This window comes from Mycobacterium kyorinense, assembly GCF_002101735.1.
GTDB lineage: Bacteria > Actinomycetota > Actinomycetes > Mycobacteriales > Mycobacteriaceae > Mycobacterium > Mycobacterium kyorinense.
Window position 1 is genome coordinate 1 of record NZ_LQPE01000005.1, and the last position, 18,672, is coordinate 18,672.

Here is an 18,672-nt window from a genome sequence, read left to right on the forward strand (position 1 = left end):
CTCCAAGCGATACAACGCCCGAAAAGTCATCTTGCGGGCCAAATCACCGGTGATGCCGAAGATCACCAACATGTCTGCGCCAATGCCGTTGTGTCCGGCCAAATTCCATACCTCCGTCGGTTCGACTAGCCGCTTGAATTAACTGGATCCTTAGATCGGCATGCGGTAGCCGTAATATTCGTGATCTTCGTTGTACCCGCCGTGTCCGAGACCGAGGTGCGCGAAACTTTCCACGAATTCGATCGCTTCGATCCATTTGACTTGCTTGAAGCCGAGCTCACGTTCGTTGCGCAACCGCAATGGCGCACCGTGGGTTTCGGTGAGGGGCTCGTCGTTCATCTCGTAAGCCAACAGAGTGGTCGGTTCTCGCATGTGCTCGATCTTGTGGCAGTCGTAGTAACGGCCTTCGGATGGTCCGCCGGCTCCGTAAGCGAACGAATAGAACACCACCCAGCGAGCCGACGGCAGTGGCCGCACCATGTCGAGGATGTCGGCCATGCGGACTCCACCCCACTTGGCCACTCCGGACCAGCCCTGAATGCAATAGTGTTGGGTGATTTGTTCGTGTTTGGGCAGCGCCCGCAGTTCGTCGTAGGAGAGGCTGACGGGTTTCTCGACGAGCCCTTCGATGCGCAGCGAGTAGTCGGACCAGTTGTTCGCCTGCAGCTCGCGATAACGGTCGGAGCTGGGAATGGTGCCGTTGGGCCACAGGTACGGCGAGATGTCTTTTTCGGAATATGTGGCGTTGGGGTGCGGTAATTCCAGCAGCTCCTTGGCCCAGCCCACAAATGCGCGACCGACGCGGCGGACCACGGCCGGGTATCGAATGGTGATCGGTGAGGCGAGTAGCCACAGTGCGACGATGATCACCATAGCCACGGCGTAAACCACTACCGCCCAATACGATTGGGTGTCGGCGCCGAAAATGATGTGGTTGAGGTTGCCGACAAGCCCTGTGGTGTAAACCATCACCGTGTGAACCGCGATGAAAAAGACCATCCACAGCAGGATCGCGAAGTGCACCGTGCGGGCTACTTGCCGATTGAACAGGCCCCGACCGAAACCGAACCGCGCCGCGATCGCCGGGCCCTGCAACAGCCCGGTGACAAATGCCAGCGGAGCGGCGACGAACACGGTGCTGAAGTAGGCGATGAGCTGCAAACCGTTGTAGTTGGTGAAGCCGTGGTTAGCCGGGAAGTCCAGGGATGCGTATTGCACCGCGGTCGATAGCGCATTGGGGAAGACATCCAAGGATCGCGGGACGATGCGGCGCCACTGCCCGGAGGTGAACAACAGGACGTAGAAAACCAATCCGTTGATCAACCACAACAGGTCGAAGCTGAAATGCCACCAGCGAGCCAGCCCAATCGAATGCCGAAAACCCGGTACCCCCAACCACTTCGGAATTGCCACCGAATCGTCTTTGGCCGTCCAGATACCTGCCGCATCGTTCTGGTCCTGCCTGTCGGCGGGAACGGGACCGCGCATCCGCAACCATTCGGTTCCCGGTCGGCACCCGGCATTCAAATACAACCGCGGATGATCGGCGAGGATCTGGATTCCTGCCCGCATCAAAAACATCATGAAAACGATGTTGAACAGATGCTGCCAGCGCAACCAAGCCGGAAATCCTGAATTAACCGCCGGTGCAAAGGTTGTCGACGTTCCTGGGTAGCGCTCGATGAAACTCTGCATCCACTCGTACTGGCGCAACTGCTGCGCCACCGCGATGGCCAGCAGCAGCCCGACCCCGCCGATCGGCAACAACCACAACGAATTCACCCACCGACGGCCAACCCGCACGACCGGCACTTGGGCCTTTTCATGTTGCGGCAGCCCCCCGGCCCAGTCTTCGAGATCGATGTGCTGATCCAGCACTCTCTTGCGAGCACGCTGGTCGAGCAGAGATTCAAGGCGTGCGCGGGCGACCGTATTTGCAGCGCTCGCGGAACCGTCAGCCATCCCGTGTCCTCCTGTCTCGGTCGACACTTCGGTCCCTATCTCACGCACCGTTACGACCGGTTCCGGAGGGCGGTGCGCACATCGAGGCCGGTGGCGGCAGCCACCCGGTGCGCGATCGCCGCGCGGCTCACGACGACGAGGTCGCTGCCCTGCTCCCGGCATGTATTTGCCTGATTCGCCAGGGCCGCCAGGCCGGAGCAAGAAATGCAGTCCAGCCCGGTGATGTCAACAATCACCGGCCCACGTACGCAGGAGGCGTCGGCGGTCTCGCAAAGGACCTGCCGCCAGGTCGCGAGCGTGTAGGCATCGACCTCGCCACGCGCATAGAGAATCGCGCCTGAACCGCGGCGGACTGTGTTGGTCTGTAACCGCTCGGCGACGTCGTCCGACCGAGGGGACACCGCCGGATTCTGCTGGGCAGCATCTAATTCGACGTCCGTTTCCACGTCAGTACTCACTCACTCCCGAAGACAATGTCTCAGGGGCGGCGCTGGCGTTTCAACGAAACCGCTCCCCCAACCGAGCAAAAAACCGACGCGTCGGAACACCTCGGCGACGACGCGCTGATCCTCGGCTCGGCGGATCCGGCTTACGCTGCAAGGCTTCACGGCGAACCCCGAAAACGCATGCCGTGCAACTGTGACCCCGAGAATAGCGCGGCCAAGAGGGCGGTTTCCAGAGAGCGCAGCGTTCTATCTGATAGATAGTTTCGATCTTGTCGATCGATACGATCGATTTATGGAGCTAAGACAATTAGCGCATTTTGTCGCTGTCGCGGAGGAACGCCACTTCACCCGGGCAGCGGCCCGGGCGCACGTCGTGCAGTCCACCCTGTCCGCCTCGATCAACGTGCTCGAACGCGAACTCGGGACTGCACTGCTGATCCGAAACAGCCGGCGCGTCGACCTGACCGCAGCCGGTCGTGCGCTGCTACCAGCGGCGCGGACCGCGCTGGCCGCCGCCGGCAATGCTCGTGCCGCTGTGGCTGCGGTCCGCGGAGTGCTGAGTGGACACTTGACCATCGGCGTGGTCCAAGCCCTCGGGATTATCGACCTGCCGCTACTGCTTACGTGGTATCACGAGCGTTACCCCGGCGTCAGCGTGTCCCTACGACACAACACCGTCGACGGTCTGGTCCGGGCCACTGTGGAAGGGAACCTGGACTTGGCCTTCGTCAACCGTCCCTACGATGACCGCCGAGTCAACGAGATATCACTGGGAACCGAGTTCCTGGTACTTGGTGTGCGGCCGGATGACCCCCTGGCGCGGGCAAAGGCCGTCGCGTTGACGGACCTCGCACAGCGTGAATTCATTGGCGGACAAGCTGATTTCGCGATCCGCGCTCGTGTGGACGCGACTTGCTCCGAAGTCGGCCTGCACCGAAACATCTGCTGTGAATCAGACACCCTCAGCGATCTCGTGGAGCTGGTCGGTAGCGGGTTCGGCATCGCATTCTTGCCACCGGCGATCCTGGAGCACACCGATCGCGTCGTGGGCGTCAAGACCGAACCCGCCATTCCGTGGGAGCTTGTGGTCGTCACCGCCGTCGAGCGTCCGCCATCACCAGCTGCCACAGCCTTTCTTGAGATGCTTCCGGCGGCACCCTGATGGACCGCGACCTTCGTTTGAGCAGTGGCTTATCGCGGGTACACCCGTGCGTGGCCCACGCACAGATCACGCTCGAACCCCCGCTGCCGGCGGCACACGGCCCGCTGTCGATGGCCGTCCGGCGCAGCCTCACCGAACCCGCACCGCGCGACCAGCCGGCGCGCCTCGGTTCTTCCGTGCGGGACTCGGATCCCTACGGCCTGGATCTGCAACTGGCTCTGTACATGTGTTACGAGTTGCACTACCGCGGCTTCGCCGGTGTCGACCCGACCTGGGAATGGAACCCCGGGTTGCTGCAGCTGCGCGCGCAATTGGAGCGGGCCTTTTTGGCCGGGGTCCGTCGCGACGTCGGCGCCATCGACCCCGACCGGACTGCGGCGGACGAAATGGACGCGCTCTCAATCGAGTCCGTCGACGGCACCGGCCCCTCCTACTGGCTGCGCGACAACGGAACCTGGGAGCAGATGCGCGAGTACTTCGTGCACCGGTCGCTGTATCACCTCAAGGAGGGCGACCCGCATGCCTGGGCGATTCCGCGTCTCTCCGGCCAGGCCAAGGCCTCGTTCGTGGCCGTCGAATACGACGAGTACGGCGCCGGTCGCGGCGCGCGGGTGCACCAGCAGTTGTTCGCCGACCTGTTGACCGCTGCCGGACTGGATGCGACGTATCTGGGTTACCTCGACGCGGTCCCGGCCGAATCGCTTGCGGTGGTGAACCTAATGTCGATGTTCGGTCTGCACCGCTGGTTGCGCGGCGCGGCGATCGGACATTTCGCGTCGACGGAGATCACCTCGCCACCGGGTTCGCGCCGGCTGGTCGAAGCCCTTCAGCGGCTGGACGCTCCACCGGAGTGTGTGGCCTTCTACGCCGAGCACGTGGAGGCCGACGCGGTGCACGAGCAGGTGGTCCGCCACGACGTAGTAGGCGATCTGGTCGCGCGCGAGCCGCAATTGGACCGCGATGTGGTATTCGGGATCCGCGCCCACGCGATGATCGAAGACCGCCTCGGCGACGCAATGGTGGCGGCGTGGAAGTCCGGTGAGTCCTCGCTACGACGCCCGCTTTAGGTTGCGGCAGCGCCGATGGCTGGTGTCGCACAGCGGATAGTTCTTGCTGCGCTGGCACGTACACACGGCCACCATGAACCGATCGGATTCGACGACGCTACCGTCGGGCATCTCGATGTGCACCGGGCCCTCAATCAGGATCGGCCCGTTGGGGACCATTTGTACCCGAGTCATGGCTTGTCCGCCCGAATCACGACCAATTCCTCTGTGCGGCAACCACGCTGGATGCGGCCGGTGTCCTCCAACCAGCGGGCCCGCGCGGACATGACCGGGCCGAACGGGATCCATTGGGTAGCAACGACTTCGGCGTCCAGACCGGTCGAGCGCAGGGTGTCAATCGACTGTTCGACACCCGAAAGGCGGGAGTGCACAAGCAGCATCGAGCCGCCGTCGCACAGCAGGCTGGACGCCGACTCGCACATCGGGTCCAGTACCAGCCTCCCGTCGACTCCGGCGTTCCACGCCCACGCGGGCCCCGCAGCCGGCGGGATGACCTCGGTGTCTCCGGCGGGCGGGGTGGGTACGTACGGCGGATTGGACATGATGACTTCGAACGGCCCGCACTCGAGCGCACCGATCCACGACCCCTCCCGCACGTCGACGTCGACGCCGGCGTGCACGGCATTGCCTTGCGAGCACCGTACGGCGCGGGGACAGATGTCGAACGCGGTCACGCTGCCTGCACCCAGTTCGGCGGCGGCGATCGCGATGTAGCCGCTGCCGGTACACAGATCCAGAACCCGCCGTCCGGGCACCAGCCCGGTGCGTTCCATGGTGTCGACGAGCAGTTGTGAGTCCTCTTGCGGCGGGTACACCCCATCAGCGGCCAGGACATCCGTCACGGGCGGCGCCAGGTAAGCGGTCACATGGGCCCTTCCGACACGTCGCCGCGACGGTCGCGGCGTCTGGCGTTTCTATGCCCGCAAACCGCTTGGTTGAAACAAGGCCGTATCAGGCACCGGTTGGCGCGTGCGCGAATTTCTCCACGATTGTCGAGCAAAACGCCGGCAGATCCGACGGCGAGCGGCTGGAGATCAAATTCCCGTCGATGGCCACTTCCTCGTCGACGACGTTGGCGCCGGCGTTGCGCAAATCGGTGCGGATGCTCGGATACGAGGTCACCGTTCGTCCGGAAACCACCCCGGCCTCGACCAGACTCCACGGGCCGTGGCAGATGGCGGCGACCGGCTTGCCCGACTCGACGAAGTCGCGCACGAACGAAATCGCCGAATCGTCCAGGCGCAGCTTGTCCGGGTTCACCGTCCCGCCGGGCAGCACCAGCGCGTCGAAGTCGTCGACCGATACGTCGGACACCGCCCGGTCGACGGGAAACGTCCCGGCCCGCTCCAGATCGTGGTTGCGGGCCTGGATTTCACCGGTTTTCAGGGATACCAGCTCGGTCTGCGCGCCCGCCTCTTCCAGCGCCGCGCGGGGTTGTTCGAGTTCGACTTTCTCCACGCCGTCGGTGGCCAGGAACGCGACTTTCTTGCCGTGCATTTCGTGATGCGACATTGTTTCTCTCCCTTAGGGTTTGAGGACGACCTTGCTGCAGTTGTCCTGCTTGTGCTTGAACATCTCGTAGCCGTGCGGCGCCTCGTCGAGCGGCAGCCGATGGCTGATCAAAAACGTCGGGTCGATTTCGTGATTGCGGATCCGCGCGAGCAGCGGCCGCATGTAGCGCTGCACATGGCATTGGCCGGTTTTGATGGTCAACGACCGGTTCATGATCGCGCCGATCGGGAACTTGTCCATCAAGCCGCCGTAGACGCCGATGATCGAAATCGTGCCGCCGTTGCGGCAACTCATCGCCGCTTCCCGAAGGGCTTGTGGCCGTTCGGTTTCCAGACGCGCCGCCTGCTTGACGCGGTCGTAGGTGTCGACCACTGTCGAGGAGTTGCGGGCCTCCAGGCCGACGGCATCGATGCAGTGATCGGGCCCGCGGCCGGCGGTCATGTCGCGCAGCTCTTCGAGCACCGAGGTGTCGGCGAAGTTGATCGGTGTCGCTCCGACCTCCTCGGCCAGCTCCAGCCGATACGGGACACGGTCTATCGCAATGACTTTCGATGCGCCCAACAGGTAAGCGCTGAGCATCGCGAACAACCCGACGGGCCCGGCACCCCAGACGGCGACGACGTCGCCGGGGCTGATGTCGCACATCTCGGCGCCCATGTAGCCGGTCGGCAGGATGTCCGAGAGGAACAGCACCTGCTCGTCGGTGAGGTCGTCGTCGATCTTGAGCGGCCCCACGTCGGCGAACGGCACCCGGGCGTATTCGGCCTGCCCGCCGGCGAAGCCGCCCAGCATGTGCGAGTAGCCGAAAAGCCCTGCGGGAGAATGGCCCATCAGCTTCTCGGCCATCCCCGCGTTCGGGTTGGAGTTCTCGCACAGCGAATACAATTCGTGTTCGCACGCCCAACACGCACCGCACGCGATAGGAAACGGCACCACCACCCGGTCGCCGACCGCCAGGTTCGTCACCGCCTTGCCGACTTCGACGACCTCGCCCATGAATTCGTGCCCGAGGATGTCGCCGTGCTTGACCGTCGGGATGTAGCCGTCGTAGATGTGCAGGTCCGACCCGCAGATCGCGGTCGAGGTGACCTTCACGATGGCGTCGCGCTCGTTGAGGATCTCCGGGTCGGGAACCGACTGCACTTCCACGCTGTTGCGTCCCGCCCATACCGTGGCCTTCATCCGTTGTGTCCCTTCGGCTGTGCGGCCCGCTGATGCATCTGCCTGATCGCGGAGGTGCCTTCCGGCGACCCGTCCGAGCGCATGACCTGGCCGGTCTCCAGAAACTGCTTGAAGCGGCGCAGGTCGTCGTTGACCTGCTGTTCGGGCGACTCGCCGAACAACGTCGCCGCCGCTTTGCCGAGCGCACCGCCGGGTGAGCGGTAACTGATCGTCACCCGCACCTCGGTGCCCCGTCCGCCCGGAGCGGCGCTGAATTCGACGCTGCCACCGCTCTCGACGGGTGACCCCGGCACCGACTGCCAGGCGATGCGGCGGTTGGACTCGTCGTCGGTGATCTCCGCGTCGCGCATGAACGACGGCATCTTGTCCAGATCGCGCCAGAACCGGTACACCACCTCGGGTGGGCGACCCACGGTGACCGCGGCCCGCATCGTGCGGTGCCGCGATCCGTTCGCGTGCCGACCGCCGTTGCGGGTGGTGCGCAGCGCGGCGTACAGGTCGGCCGCGCCGATCGCGGCGAGCGCGGCGGCCGACGCCGCGGCGCGGCCGCGTCGCCCCCGGCTGGTGGCCGCCCCGACGCCCAGCAACGCCAGGTCCAGGGCGTCGCCGGCGACCCGGGTCCACACCAGGCGTTCCGGGCCGAACAACAAGGCGGCGGCGTGCCCGCATTCGCGCAGCCCCAGCGCCCGGATCACCGGCCGGGACCGCCCGGTGTCGTCGACGCCCGCCAACGCGGCGACCTTGCCCGGCGCCAGCACTTCGGTCAGGCCCAGGCCCAGGCTGGCACCGCCGAGGCCCTTGACCAGTGCGTCAGTCATCGTCGCCCCGCTTGGCGGCCGCCGCCCGCAGCGCGTCGAGCAGCGGTTCGGCGGCTTCCTTGAAGAACAGGTCCTGCTCGTCGCCGCCGATCTGGATCAGCGCGATGTCGGTGAACCCGGCTTCCCAGTAGGGGCGGACCGCGTCGACGATCGCGTCCAGGTCCGGCCCGCACGGGATGCTCTCCGCGACGTCCTCCGGGCGGACGAACTGCGTCGCGGCGGCGAAACCGGCCGTGGTCGGCAGGTTGGCGTTGACGTGCCAGTCGCCGCCGAACCAGCGGAACTGGTCGTGGGCGCGCTGGACGGCGGCGTCGCGGTCGGGGTCCCAGCACACCGGCACCTGTCCGATCACCCGGCCGCCGCCGGCCATGCCGGTGGCCTGACGCGCGGAGTGCCATTCGTGGACCAGGTCGCCGTTGGGCTCCACCGCGGCCAGGTGGTCCGCGAGCGTGGCGAACTTGGCGATCGACTTGGGCCCGGTCATCGACACGGCGATGCCGACCGGGACCTCGGGCAGATCCCACAGCCGCGCCGAGTCGACCTGGTAGTAGTCGCCCCGCCAATCGACCAGGCCGCCGTCGAACAAGGCCCGGATGATCTTGATCGCTTCGACCAGCATGCCCAGCCGCTGGGTGACGGCCGGCCAGCCCCGGCCGACGATGTGCTCGTTGAGGCTCTCGCCGCTGCCCAGCCCCAGCGTGAACCGGCCGTCGGCGAGGATCTGCACGGTTGCCGCCTGCTGCGCGACGACCGCCGGGTGATAGCGCATCGTCGGGCAGGTCACATACGAGTACAGATCCACCCGTTCGGTGGCGTGTGCGACCGCGCCCAGCACGGCCCAGGCATTGGGTGCGTGTCCTTGGGACACCAGCCAGGGTGAGTAGTGGTCACTGCAAACCTCGAAGTCGAAACCCCGTCGTTCAGCCGAAACCGCGTTTCGGACAAGGTCTTTGGGGCCGTTCTGCTCCGTCATCAGGGTGTAGCCAAACCGCGTCATACGACACGGGTACCCCTGGCTGGCGAGGGCAAACGGTGTAGCGGCGACCGCAAGCGCGGCGGAGCCGGGCGCCGCGGGTCGCCGCCAATGCCTATAGTCGGTCCTTCACGGCCGCGGACAGCCGCGCCCCGTCGGCCTTGCCGGCAGCGATGGCGGTGGCGGCCTTAATCACCATGCCCATCTGTTTCATGCCGGGCCGCTCGCCCATCTGCTCGGCCACCTGGGCGATCGCGGTGTCCACGACGTCGGCGAGCTCGCCTTCGGTCAGCGGCGGCGGCAGGTATTCGTCGATCACCCGCGCTTCGGCGTGCTCGTTGGCGGCCAGCTCACCGCGGCCGTTCTGGGTGTAGATCTCGGCCGCTTCGCCCCGCTTGCGCGATTCGCGGGCCAGGACCTTGATCACCTCGTCGTCGGAGAGTTCCCGCGACTCCTTGCCGGAGACCTCCTCGGTCTGGATCGCGGCCAGCAGCATGCGCAGCGTGGCGGTGCGCAACTTGTCCTGCGTCTTCATCGCCTCGGTCAAATCTGACCGCAGCCGGGATTTGAGTTCCGCCATAGCCCAGACGCTACGCGCCGATCGTTGAGAATTGCCCGAACAGGATGGGAGCCGTGATTGACGACGACGGCTCCTGCATGATCACGTTGTGAGCACGCCGCCGTACGACTACCCGGACTATCCGGAGCCGGGGTATACACCGCCTGGTTATGGTCCCCCGGGCTATCCGCCGTTCGGCTATCCACCGCCGGGCTACGGGCCACCGCCGGGCTACTCGCCGCCCCCGGGTTACGGCCCGCCGCCTCCCGGTTACGGTCCACCGCCTCCGGGGTATGGCCCGCCCCCCGGCTACGGACCGCCGCCGGGCTACCCACCGCCGCCCGGTTACCGGCCGCCACCGGCTTACGGGCCGCCACCGTTCGTCCCGGGGGCGCCCAGGCCCGGGATCATCCCGCTGCGACCGTTGAGCCTCAGCGACATCTACAACGGCGCCGCCGGCTACATCCGCGCCAATCCCAAGGCCACGCTGGGATTGACGGCGATCATCGTGGTGATCGTGCAGATCGTGGTGTTAATCGTGTCGGCCGGGCCGCTTGCAGCCGCGACCCGTCTGCGGGGCATGCCGAGCGACGAGCTGACCGCCGGTGACGTGGCCACCTGGGTGACGTCGGTGGGCGCGGGCGCGCTGGTCAGCTGGCTGGCCGGAATCCTGCTCGCCGGCATGCTCACCGTTGTCGTCGGCCGGGCGGTGTTCGGGTCGACGATCACGATCGGCGAGACCTGGGCCAAGGTTCGCGGGCGGCTGCCCGCATTGATCGGTCTGGCGGCGCTGGAAGGCGCGGGTGCGATACTGCTCATCGCCGTCGTGGTGCTGATCATCGCCGCGGTCGGCGCCGTCGGCAACGGTGCGGCGGCATTCCTCATCGGCTTTCCCCTGATACTGGCCGCGATCGCCGCGGTGGGCTACGCCTACACCGTGCTGTCATTTGCGCCGGTGCTGATAGTGCTGGAGCAGCTGACTGTTTTCGACGCCATCGGCAGGTCGTTTACGTTGGTGCGCAACAGCTTCTGGCGAGTGCTGGGCATTCGGCTGCTGACCGCCGTCGTGGTGTTTCTCGTCGCCGGCGCGATCGCAGCACCGTTCAATTTCGTCGGTCAGCTGCTGGCCGACCCAACCGGCGGCCCGGCACTGATCAGCCTGACGGTGAGCGCTATCGGGTCGGCGATCGGGCGGGTCATCACCGCTCCGTTCAACGCGGGCGTCATCGTCCTGCTCTACACCGATCGGCGGATGCGTGCCGAGGCATTCGATCTGATCCTGCAGACCGGCGCGGCGGGCGGGCCGGCAGCGGCGGCGTCCACCGACTATTTGTGGCTGACCCGGCCGGTGTGAGGACACGCTGAGCATGCCCGCTATCGACATCGACCGCGATGCCGCACATCAAGCCGCGCAACGCGAACTCGCCAAACCGATCTACCCGAAACCCTCCCTGACGCAACGCTTTCACGAATGGGTCAACGAACTGCTTTTCCGCGTGGTCGAGAAGGGATCGAGCATTCCGGGTGGCTGGTTCACCATTGCCGTGCTGCTCACCTTGCTGGCGGTCGGAGTGGTAGTCGCGGTCCGCATCGCGCGGCGCACGATGCGTACCCGCCGCGGAGCGGATTACCCGCTGTTCGAGTCCGGTCAGCTCAGCGCCGCGACTCATCGAACAACCGCGGAACGCTTTGCCGCCGAAGGTGATTGGACAATGGCGATTCGGCATCGGTTGCGCGCGGTCGCCCGCGGACTCGAGGAGAGCGGGGTGCTCGACGCGGCGCCCGGTCGGACGGCCAACGAGTTGGCCCGCGATGCGGCCTCCCGGTTACCGCAGCTGTCCACCGAGTTCAGCCAGGCCGCAACGGCTTTCAACGACGTCACCTACGGAGAACGGCCAGGGACTCCCGACGCGTACCGGTTGATCGCCGACCTCGACGACCACCTCCTGCGATCGGGTTCGGCGCTCCGATGACGACACGCTTGCGATCTTGGCGGTGGGTGTTGTTGACGCTGGCCGCGATCTGCGCGGTCGCCGCCGTCACGACTTACCTGACCGCGCCGCGCCCGGGGGGCCGGATGGACCCGGCGTCCACGGGCGCGGAGGGTGCGCATGCACTGGTCACGCTGCTGCGAGACCATGGTGTCGACGTGGTCGTCGCCGACAGCGTCGCCGACGCCGAAAACGCCATGCGCCCGGACACTGTGCTGCTGATCGCGCAGGCCCAGCACCTCACCGACGACACACTGTTGCGCCGGCTCGCTGACACTCACGGGGACCTGCTGCTCGTCGAGCCGACGTCGCGCGCCCGCGCCGTGCTGGCTCCCGACATCCGCAGCGCGGGCGCCAGCGCGCTGGACAGCAAGCCGGATTGCCCTCTGCGCGAAGCGAATCAGGCCGGATCGGTACAGTTCGGACCCACCAACACCTTCCGCGCCGCCGGCGATCGAGTGGTCATCAGCTGCTACGGCGGGGCGCTGGTCCGCTACCGCGACGGCGAACGCACGGTCACGATCGTCGGCAGTACCGACTTCATGACCAACAGTGGCCTGCCCCGGGCCGGCAACGCCGCGCTGGCGATGAACCTTGCCGGTGACCGCGGACGCCTGGTCTGGTATGCGCCGCAGCGGGCCGAGGGCCAAACTTCGGGATCGGCAACACTATTCGATCTGATCCCGGACAACGTCAACTGGATGGTCTGGCAACTGTGGCTGGCGGTCATCCTGATCGCGCTGTGGAAGGCTCGCCGGATCGGCCCGCTGGTCGCCGAGGAGCTGCCGGTGGTGGTGCGCGCCTCGGAAACCGTCGAGGGCCGCGGCCGGCTGTACCGGTCGCGGCGGGCCCGCGACGTTGCCGCGCAGGCCTTGCGCACCGCGGCATTGCAGCGGTTGCTGCCGCGGCTCGGGCTGGCCGCTGCCAGCCCGCCGCAGGACGTGGTGAACGCCATCGCGGCGCGCAGTGGAACCGACCCGGAGACGGTGCGGAATAGGCTGTTCGGACCGCCACCGGCCAGCGACGCCGACCTGGTACACCTGGCCCGGGCGCTCGACGACATCGAAAGGCAGGTCGCGCACTTATGACCGAACACGCGCGTCAGGCGTTGCTGGCGCTGCGCGCCGAGATCGCGAAGGCCGTCGTCGGGCAGGAGGCCGTGGTCAGCGGCCTGGTGATCGCGTTGTTGTGCCGCGGCCACGTGTTGCTCGAAGGCGTTCCGGGCGTGGCGAAAACGCTGCTGGTGCGTGCCCTGGCGGCAGCCCTGCAGCTCGAGTTCAAGCGGGTCCAGTTCACGCCGGACCTGATGCCCGGCGACGTCACCGGCTCACTGGTCTACGACGCGCGCACCGCCGCGTTCGTGTTCCGCGACGGCCCGGTGTTCACCAATCTCATGCTGGCCGACGAAATCAACCGCACGCCACCGAAAACGCAGGCCGCCCTGCTGGAAGCGATGGAAGAGCGTCAGGTCAGCGTCGACGGCGAGCCCCGGCCGCTGCCGGACCCGTTCATCGTCGCCGCGACCCAGAACCCGATCGAATACGAGGGCACCTACCAGTTGCCGGAGGCACAGCTCGACCGGTTCCTGCTCAAGCTGACTGTGCCGCTGCCGCCGCGTGATTCGGAGATCGCCATCCTCGGCCGGCACGCGCACGGCTTCGACCCGCGCGATCTTTCCGCGATCCAGCCGGTGGCGGGGCCGGCCGAACTGGCCGCCGGGCGTGACGCGGTACGGACAGTGTTGGCCGCCGACGAGGTCCTCGGCTACATCGTCGACATCGCCGCCGCGACCCGCAATTCGCCGGCGCTACAGCTCGGTGTGTCGCCGCGTGGCGCGACGGCGCTGCTGGCCACCGCCCGGTCGTGGGCGTGGCTGTCCGGCCGCGACTACGTCACACCGGACGATGTGAAGGCGATGGCTCGGGCCACGTTGCGGCATCGGGTGATGCTGCGCCCCGAGGCGGAACTGGAGGGCGCCACCGCCGACGGCGTTCTCGACGGAATACTGGCTTCCGTTCCGGTGCCCCGCTAGTGGTTCTGACCGGCCGCACCGGGCTGATTGCGCTGATCTGCGTTGCGCCGATCACGCTGTCGCCTTGGCCGGCAAGGTCTTTCGTCGTGCTGCTGGTGCTGCTGGCGGCGGCGGTCGCCGGCGACGTGTGGCTGGCCGCCAGCCCGCGCGCGCTGCGTTTCACGCGGGCGCCGATCAATTCGGTGCGGCTTGGCGACGAAGTGAACGCCGGTCTGCTGGTTCACAACGGCGGTCGCCGCCGGTTCCGGGGCAGGGTTCGCGACGCGTGGCCGCCCAGCGCCTGCGCCGAGCCGCGCGTGCACACCGTCGACATCGTTGCGGGGCGCGGGCAGCGCGTGGATACCCGGCTGCGCCCGGTGCGGCGAGGTGATCAGCGCTCGGCGGCGGTGACCGCGCGGTCGATCGGGCCGTTGGGGCTGGCGGGGCGGCAGAGCACGCAGCGGGTGGCCGGGCGGCTGCGGGTGCTGCCGCCGTTCCTGTCCCGCAAGCATCTGCCGTCGCGGCTGGCCAGACTGCGCGAGATCGACGGGTTGTCGCCGACGCTGACCCGCGGTCAGGGCACCGAATTCGACTCGCTGCGCGAGTATGTGGTGGGCGACGATGTCCGGTCGATCGACTGGCGGGCCACCGCCCGGCGCGCCGACGTCGTCGTGCGGACCTGGCGCCCCGAGAGGGACCGGCGCGTCGTCATCGTGCTCGACACCGGACGCACGGCCGCCGGCCGCGTCGGAGTCGACCCGACGGCCGGCGATCCGAGCGGGTGGCCCCGGCTGGACTGGTCGATGGATGCGGCGCTGCTGCTGGCCGCGCTCGCGGCACGCGCCGGCGACCATGTCGATTTTCTCGCCCACGACCGGGTGACCCGGGCGGCTCTGTTCGGCGCATCGCGGACCGAACTGCTGGCCAGGCTCGTCGATGTGATGGCGCCACTGCAGCCTGCGCTAGTTGAATCCGACTCCGCGGCAATGGTTTCGGCGATCGCACGGCGCGCGCGGCGACGCGCGCTGGTGGTTCTGCTGACCGACCTCAACGCGACCGCCCTCGAGGAGGGTTTGCTGCCAGTGCTGCCGCAGCTGGCTGCCAAGCACACAGTGATCCTTGCGGCCGTCGCCGATCCGCGGGTCGATCAGCTGGCCATCGGCCGTGCCGATGCGCCGGCGGTGTACGACGCGGCGGCGGCCGAGCGGGCCCGCAATGACCGCCGGGCGATCGCGTCGCGGCTACACCTCGGCGGTGTGGACGTGGTCGACGCGGCGCCCGCCGAACTGGCGCCGGCACTGGCGGACCGGTACTTGGCGATGAAGGCCACCGGGCGGCTGTAACCCCAACGCCGAGTGTGACTCGACGCCGGTTCAGCCCGTCGGCACAACGTCGGGAGCGTCGGCGATGTCGCCAGTCTCCCCGGCCCGGGCAGCGCGCCGGCCGAAGTAGACGATGTACGCGAGAAACGTTGCCTCGGCGGCAATTCCGATGCCGACCCGTAGAAAGGTCGGCAACGGCGACGGGGTCACCACCGCTTCGAGCACACCCGAGACTAAGAGCACCGCCACCAGCCCGACGGCTATCGTGACAATCGCACGGCCTTGCTCGGCAAGCACCTGCCCGCGCGGGCGGTCGCCAGGCGAAATCACGAACCACCCGAGCCGCATCCCCGCGGCGGCGGCCAGGAACACCGCCGTCAGCTCCAGCAGGCCGTGCGGGATCAGCAGCCCCAGCAGGATGTTTCCCTTGCCGGCCTGAAACATCAGCCCGGCAGCCACGGCGAGGTTAGCCGCGTTCTGGAACAGCACAAACGGGATGGGCAAGCCCAACACCACCGCGAACGCAATGCATTTCGCGGCCACCCACGCGTTGTTCACCCACACCTGGAGCCCGAACGCCGCGGCCGGATGCTCACTGTAGTAGGAGGCAAAGTCATGGTTCACCAATTCCTCTATGTCACTTGGTGTTCCGATGGTGGCTTGAACCTCCGGGCTGCCCGACACCCAGATCGCGATGACGGCTGTCGCGGCGAAGAACAACACTGCCGTGGCCAGCCACCAGCGCCAGGTTCGGTAGGCCACCACCGGAAAGGCGACCGTCCAGAACCGGGCGAACTCGCCGGACAGGGGTGCATGCGCGCCGGTGACCGCGGCGCGGGCCCGGGCCACCAGCGTCGAAAGCCGCCCGATCAGCACCGAATCCGACGACGCCGAGCGCAACATCGACAGGTGCGTGGACACCCGCTGGTAGAGCTCGACGAGTTCGTCGATCTCGGCGCCCGTCAGCCGGCGTCGTTGCTTCACCAGCTGTTCGAGCCTCGCCCAGGTGTTGCGGTGCGCAAGCACGAACGCGTCGACGTCCACAGCGTCAGGTTAGCGGCGATCGCAAGCTCGGCGAAGCCGAGTGCAGCGGGTCGCCGCCATGAGGCTAACTTCTGAAGTATGTCGGAGGTGGTGACCGGGGACGCGGTGGTACTCGATGTGCAAATCGCGCAGTTGCCGGTGCGTGCCGTCGGCGCGCTGATCGACATCGCGGTGATCTTCGTCGGCTACCTGCTGGGCCTGATGCTGTGGGCGGCCACGTTGACACAGTTCGACGACGCCACCACGGCGGCCATCCTGATCATCTTCACGGTGCTGGTCCTGGTCGGTTACCCGCTCATCATGGAAACGGCCGCGCGCGGCCGCTCGGTGGGCAAGATCGTGATGGGCTTGCGCGTGGTGTCCGATGACGGCGGCCCGGAACGGTTCCGCCAAGCGCTTTTTCGGGCATTGGCATCGGTGGTGGAGATCTGGATGTTGTTCGGCAGCCCGGCGGTGATGTGCAGCCTGCTTTCGCCGAAAGCCAAACGGATCGGCGACATCTTCGCCGGCACCGTCGTCATCAGCGAACGCGGCCCGAAACTCGGCCCGCCACCGGCGATGCCGCCGTCGCTGGCGTGGTGGGCCGCGTCGCTTCAGTTGTCCGGACTCAGCGCCGGGCAAGCCGAATTGGCACGCCAATTTCTTTCCCGCGCACCGCAACTGGAACCAGGCCTGCGGTATCAGATGGCGTGCCGGATTGCCGCAGACGTGCTGGCCCGGGTCGCTCCCCCGCCCCCGCCGGGAACTCCGCCGCACCTGGCGTTGGCCGCCGTGTTAGCCGAGCGGCACCGCCGCGAACTCGCCAGGTTGCGACTCAGCCCGGGGCCTCCGCCGCCGCCCTGGCCGCCACCACCGCCGTCCTGGCCGGCGCCGGGCGGGGGCGGCTTCGCGCCGCCACGGTGACCTACTGCGCCACCGTCACGGCAACAAGGATGATGTCGGCAACCAAAAGCGCCAACGCGCACAACGGAACGACGAAACCCCGCCGGCGCCGCGCCGTGAAGAACGACACGACGATGGTCACGGCCGACAGTACCGGCGCGCCGTAGAACAACACCCCAAAGCCGATCCCGTCGGGGCCGAGGTTGGGGCACTGCTTGTCACTGCAGGCGGCGGTGCTCATGACCGCGCCGAGCGTGAAGACTAGGACCACCGCCGCGGCGGGAATCGTCAACAGCGCCAGCACCCAGTTCACCCACAACCGCAGCCGGTTATCGCCGCCGGCGTCGCGCTGGACCGCTGGCTCGGTGGCGGCGTCGACCTTCACATCGTCGTTCATTCGATCAGTGCTACCCAGCCGGCCATCGCGGATAAACCTTCTTCAGGTTCAGTCCAGCTTCGCTGGCTAATGTGCAGCAGTGCGACTGGCGCGTGCACTGGACTTGTTGAACTTCTCGTTGGCCGATGTGCGCGACGGTTTGGGTCCGTACCTGTCGATCTACCTGTTGCTGACCCACCATTGGGATCAGGCCTCGATCGGGTTCGTGATGGCGGTCGGGGGAATCGCGGCGATCGTCGCTCAGACACCGGTCGGCGCGATCGTCGACCGCACTTCGGCCAAGCGGGCGCTGGTGATCGCCGGAGCGATCACGGTCACCGCAGGGGCCCTGGCGATGCCGCTGTTTCCGGGCTTTTACTCGATCTCGATACTGCAGGCAATCACCGGGATCGCCGGATCGGTGTTCGCGCCGGCGCTCGCGGCGATCACCCTGGGCGTGGTGGGTCCGCGCTTTTTCGCGCGCCGGGTCGGCCGCAACGAGTCGTTCAACCACGCCGGCAATGCCTCCGCGGCGGCGGCCACCGGCGGCCTGGCCTACTTCTTCGGCCCGGTGGTGGTGTTCTGGGTGTTGGCGGCGATGGCCCTGCTTAGCGTGGTGGCCACACTGCGGATCCCGGCCGCCGCGATCGACCACGACGTGGCCCGCGGAATGGATCACGCGCCCGGGCAGCCCCACCCACAGCCGTCGAGGCTGGCGGTATTGCTGCACAACCGGCGGTTGATGATCTTCGCCGCGGCGGTGGTGGCGTTTCATTTCGCCAACGCCGCGATGCTGCCGCTGGTCGGCCAGGTGCTGGCACTGCAGAATAAGGATCGCGGCACCGCGTTGATGGCCTCCTGCATCGTCGCGGCTCAGCTGGTGATGGTCCCGGTGGCCTACCTCGCCGGCGCCAAAGCGGACTCCTGGGGCCGCAAACCGATCTTTTTGGTCGGCTTCGCGGTGCTGACGGCCCGCGGGTTCCTGTACACGCTGTCGGACAACCCGTACTGGCTGGTGGGCGTCCAGCTGCTCGACGGGGTCGGTGCCGGCATCTTCGGGGCGCTGTTTCCCCTTGTGGTGCAAGACGTTACGCACGGCACCGGCCGATTCAACGTCAGCCTGGGAGCCATCACGACCGCCTGGGGCGTGGGCGCCGCGCTGTCGAACTTCGGCGCCGGCTGGATCGTGGTGAGCGCCGGCTACCACGCGGCGTTTCTGTCGTTGGGCGCGCTGGCCGGTGCGGGGTTCGCGCTGTATCTGATCGCGATGCCGGAAACCGGCCCGTCGGCGAAAAATTTCACAGCGGCCGTTGCATCGCGATAGTTTGCGATATATCGTCAATGCATCGGCAGCGCATCGGGCGC

The 18,672-nt window shown here is 67.1% G+C and carries 21 protein-coding genes; 9 read left to right on the forward strand and 12 right to left on the reverse strand.

The annotated features are described in order from the left end of the window. From AWC14_RS29335 to AWC14_RS00810, 3 genes are all read right to left on the reverse strand, one after another. Nucleotides 1-72 (reverse strand): hypothetical protein (locus AWC14_RS29335; RefSeq protein ID WP_249026295.1); only part of this gene is annotated, 72 nt, incomplete at its 3' end. Between the two features lie 78 nt (nucleotides 73-150). Next, nucleotides 151-1,962 (reverse strand): molybdopterin-dependent oxidoreductase, encoded by a 1,812-nt coding sequence (locus tag AWC14_RS00805; protein ID WP_081968040.1) that lies wholly within the window; start codon nucleotides 1,960-1,962, stop codon nucleotides 151-153. Between the two features lie 50 nt (nucleotides 1,963-2,012). Beyond that, the gene (locus AWC14_RS00810) at nucleotides 2,013-2,408 is read right to left on the reverse strand and encodes an anti-sigma factor antagonist (protein ID WP_057003348.1); all 396 of its coding nucleotides are present in this window, start codon (nucleotides 2,406-2,408) and stop codon (nucleotides 2,013-2,015) included. A gap of 292 nt (nucleotides 2,409-2,700) precedes the next feature. Between AWC14_RS00810 and AWC14_RS00815 the strand changes: the two genes are divergently transcribed. Both AWC14_RS00815 and AWC14_RS00820 read left to right on the forward strand, forming a co-directional pair. Continuing rightward, nucleotides 2,701-3,570 carry a LysR family transcriptional regulator gene (locus tag AWC14_RS00815; RefSeq protein WP_085240916.1) on the forward strand — a complete coding sequence of 290 codons (870 nt, stop codon included), beginning with the start codon at nucleotides 2,701-2,703 and terminating at the stop codon, nucleotides 3,568-3,570. Between the two features lie 110 nt (nucleotides 3,571-3,680). Further along, nucleotides 3,681-4,637: an iron-containing redox enzyme family protein gene (locus tag AWC14_RS00820; RefSeq protein WP_045376177.1), complete on the forward strand. Its 957-nt coding sequence runs from the start codon at nucleotides 3,681-3,683 to the stop codon at nucleotides 4,635-4,637. Here AWC14_RS00820 and AWC14_RS00825 read toward each other — a convergent pair. From AWC14_RS00825 to AWC14_RS00855, 7 genes are all read right to left on the reverse strand, one after another. Beyond that, nucleotides 4,620-4,811 (reverse strand): CDGSH iron-sulfur domain-containing protein, encoded by a 192-nt coding sequence (locus tag AWC14_RS00825; protein ID WP_045375927.1) that lies wholly within the window; start codon nucleotides 4,809-4,811, stop codon nucleotides 4,620-4,622. The two genes, AWC14_RS00820 and AWC14_RS00825, sit on opposite strands and share 18 nt — an antisense overlap. After that, nucleotides 4,808-5,503, reverse strand: coding sequence for a HemK2/MTQ2 family protein methyltransferase (locus AWC14_RS00830; protein ID WP_268811697.1), 696 nt, complete (start codon nucleotides 5,501-5,503; stop codon nucleotides 4,808-4,810). The genes AWC14_RS00825 and AWC14_RS00830 overlap by 4 nt, the downstream gene beginning before the upstream one ends. A gap of 85 nt (nucleotides 5,504-5,588) precedes the next feature. Further along, a complete protein-coding gene (locus tag AWC14_RS00835) occupies nucleotides 5,589-6,149 on the reverse strand; it encodes a type 1 glutamine amidotransferase domain-containing protein (protein ID WP_045375930.1) in 561 nt (186 codons plus the stop codon). 12 nt (nucleotides 6,150-6,161) lie between these two features. Then, on the reverse strand, nucleotides 6,162-7,331 hold the full coding sequence (locus tag AWC14_RS00840) for a zinc-dependent alcohol dehydrogenase (protein ID WP_045375933.1): 1,170 nt from the start codon (nucleotides 7,329-7,331) through the stop codon (nucleotides 6,162-6,164). Next, on the reverse strand, nucleotides 7,328-8,149 hold the full coding sequence (locus AWC14_RS00845) for an SRPBCC family protein (protein ID WP_045375936.1): 822 nt from the start codon (nucleotides 8,147-8,149) through the stop codon (nucleotides 7,328-7,330). The genes AWC14_RS00840 and AWC14_RS00845 overlap by 4 nt, the downstream gene beginning before the upstream one ends. Further along, nucleotides 8,142-9,146 (reverse strand): LLM class F420-dependent oxidoreductase, encoded by a 1,005-nt coding sequence (locus tag AWC14_RS00850; protein ID WP_045375938.1) that lies wholly within the window; start codon nucleotides 9,144-9,146, stop codon nucleotides 8,142-8,144. The genes AWC14_RS00845 and AWC14_RS00850 overlap by 8 nt, the downstream gene beginning before the upstream one ends. A 91-nt stretch (nucleotides 9,147-9,237) precedes the next feature. Continuing rightward, the gene (locus tag AWC14_RS00855) at nucleotides 9,238-9,702 is read right to left on the reverse strand and encodes a GatB/YqeY domain-containing protein (protein ID WP_045375941.1); all 465 of its coding nucleotides are present in this window, start codon (nucleotides 9,700-9,702) and stop codon (nucleotides 9,238-9,240) included. An 88-nt stretch (nucleotides 9,703-9,790) separates the two neighbouring features. Here AWC14_RS00855 and AWC14_RS00860 point away from each other — a divergent pair, with 88 nt between their 5' ends. From AWC14_RS00860 to AWC14_RS00880, 5 genes are read left to right on the forward strand one after another with little or no spacing between them, the layout of a single operon-like run. Continuing rightward, on the forward strand, nucleotides 9,791-11,035 hold the full coding sequence (locus AWC14_RS00860; protein ID WP_142281487.1) for a DUF7847 domain-containing protein: 1,245 nt from the start codon (nucleotides 9,791-9,793) through the stop codon (nucleotides 11,033-11,035). Nucleotides 11,036-11,048: 13 nt separating this feature from the next. Further along, on the forward strand, nucleotides 11,049-11,654 hold the full coding sequence (locus AWC14_RS00865; protein WP_045375944.1) for a DUF4129 domain-containing protein: 606 nt from the start codon (nucleotides 11,049-11,051) through the stop codon (nucleotides 11,652-11,654). Further along, nucleotides 11,651-12,760, forward strand: a complete 1,110-nt coding sequence (locus AWC14_RS00870; protein WP_045375947.1) for a DUF4350 domain-containing protein — start codon at nucleotides 11,651-11,653, stop codon at nucleotides 12,758-12,760. Before AWC14_RS00865 ends, AWC14_RS00870 begins: the two co-directional genes overlap by 4 nt. Further along, a complete protein-coding gene (locus AWC14_RS00875) occupies nucleotides 12,757-13,704 on the forward strand; it encodes an AAA family ATPase (protein ID WP_045375949.1) in 948 nt (315 codons plus the stop codon). Before AWC14_RS00870 ends, AWC14_RS00875 begins: the two co-directional genes overlap by 4 nt. Beyond that, the gene (locus AWC14_RS00880) at nucleotides 13,704-15,026 is read left to right on the forward strand and encodes a DUF58 domain-containing protein (RefSeq protein ID WP_045375950.1); all 1,323 of its coding nucleotides are present in this window, start codon (nucleotides 13,704-13,706) and stop codon (nucleotides 15,024-15,026) included. Before AWC14_RS00875 ends, AWC14_RS00880 begins: the two co-directional genes overlap by 1 nt. Before the next feature lie 30 nt (nucleotides 15,027-15,056). On the opposite strand, the gene AWC14_RS00885 is transcribed toward AWC14_RS00880, so the two are convergent. Further along, nucleotides 15,057-16,049 carry a stage II sporulation protein M gene (locus AWC14_RS00885; protein WP_045375952.1) on the reverse strand — a complete coding sequence of 331 codons (993 nt, stop codon included), beginning with the start codon at nucleotides 16,047-16,049 and terminating at the stop codon, nucleotides 15,057-15,059. Nucleotides 16,050-16,127: 78 nt separating this feature from the next. On the opposite strand from AWC14_RS00885, the gene AWC14_RS00890 reads away from it, so the two are divergent. Beyond that, nucleotides 16,128-16,952: an RDD family protein gene (locus tag AWC14_RS00890; RefSeq protein ID WP_045375955.1), complete on the forward strand. Its 825-nt coding sequence runs from the start codon at nucleotides 16,128-16,130 to the stop codon at nucleotides 16,950-16,952. A gap of 1 nt (nucleotide 16,953) precedes the next feature. On the opposite strand, the gene AWC14_RS00895 is transcribed toward AWC14_RS00890, so the two are convergent. After that, a complete protein-coding gene (locus AWC14_RS00895) occupies nucleotides 16,954-17,328 on the reverse strand; it encodes a hypothetical protein (protein WP_045375958.1) in 375 nt (124 codons plus the stop codon). 79 nt (nucleotides 17,329-17,407) lie between these two features. Here AWC14_RS00895 and AWC14_RS00900 point away from each other — a divergent pair, with 79 nt between their 5' ends. Further along, entirely contained in the window at nucleotides 17,408-18,631 is a 1,224-nt protein-coding gene (locus tag AWC14_RS00900) for an MFS transporter (RefSeq protein WP_045375960.1), read from the forward strand. Nucleotides 18,632-18,672 lie beyond the last annotated feature (41 nt).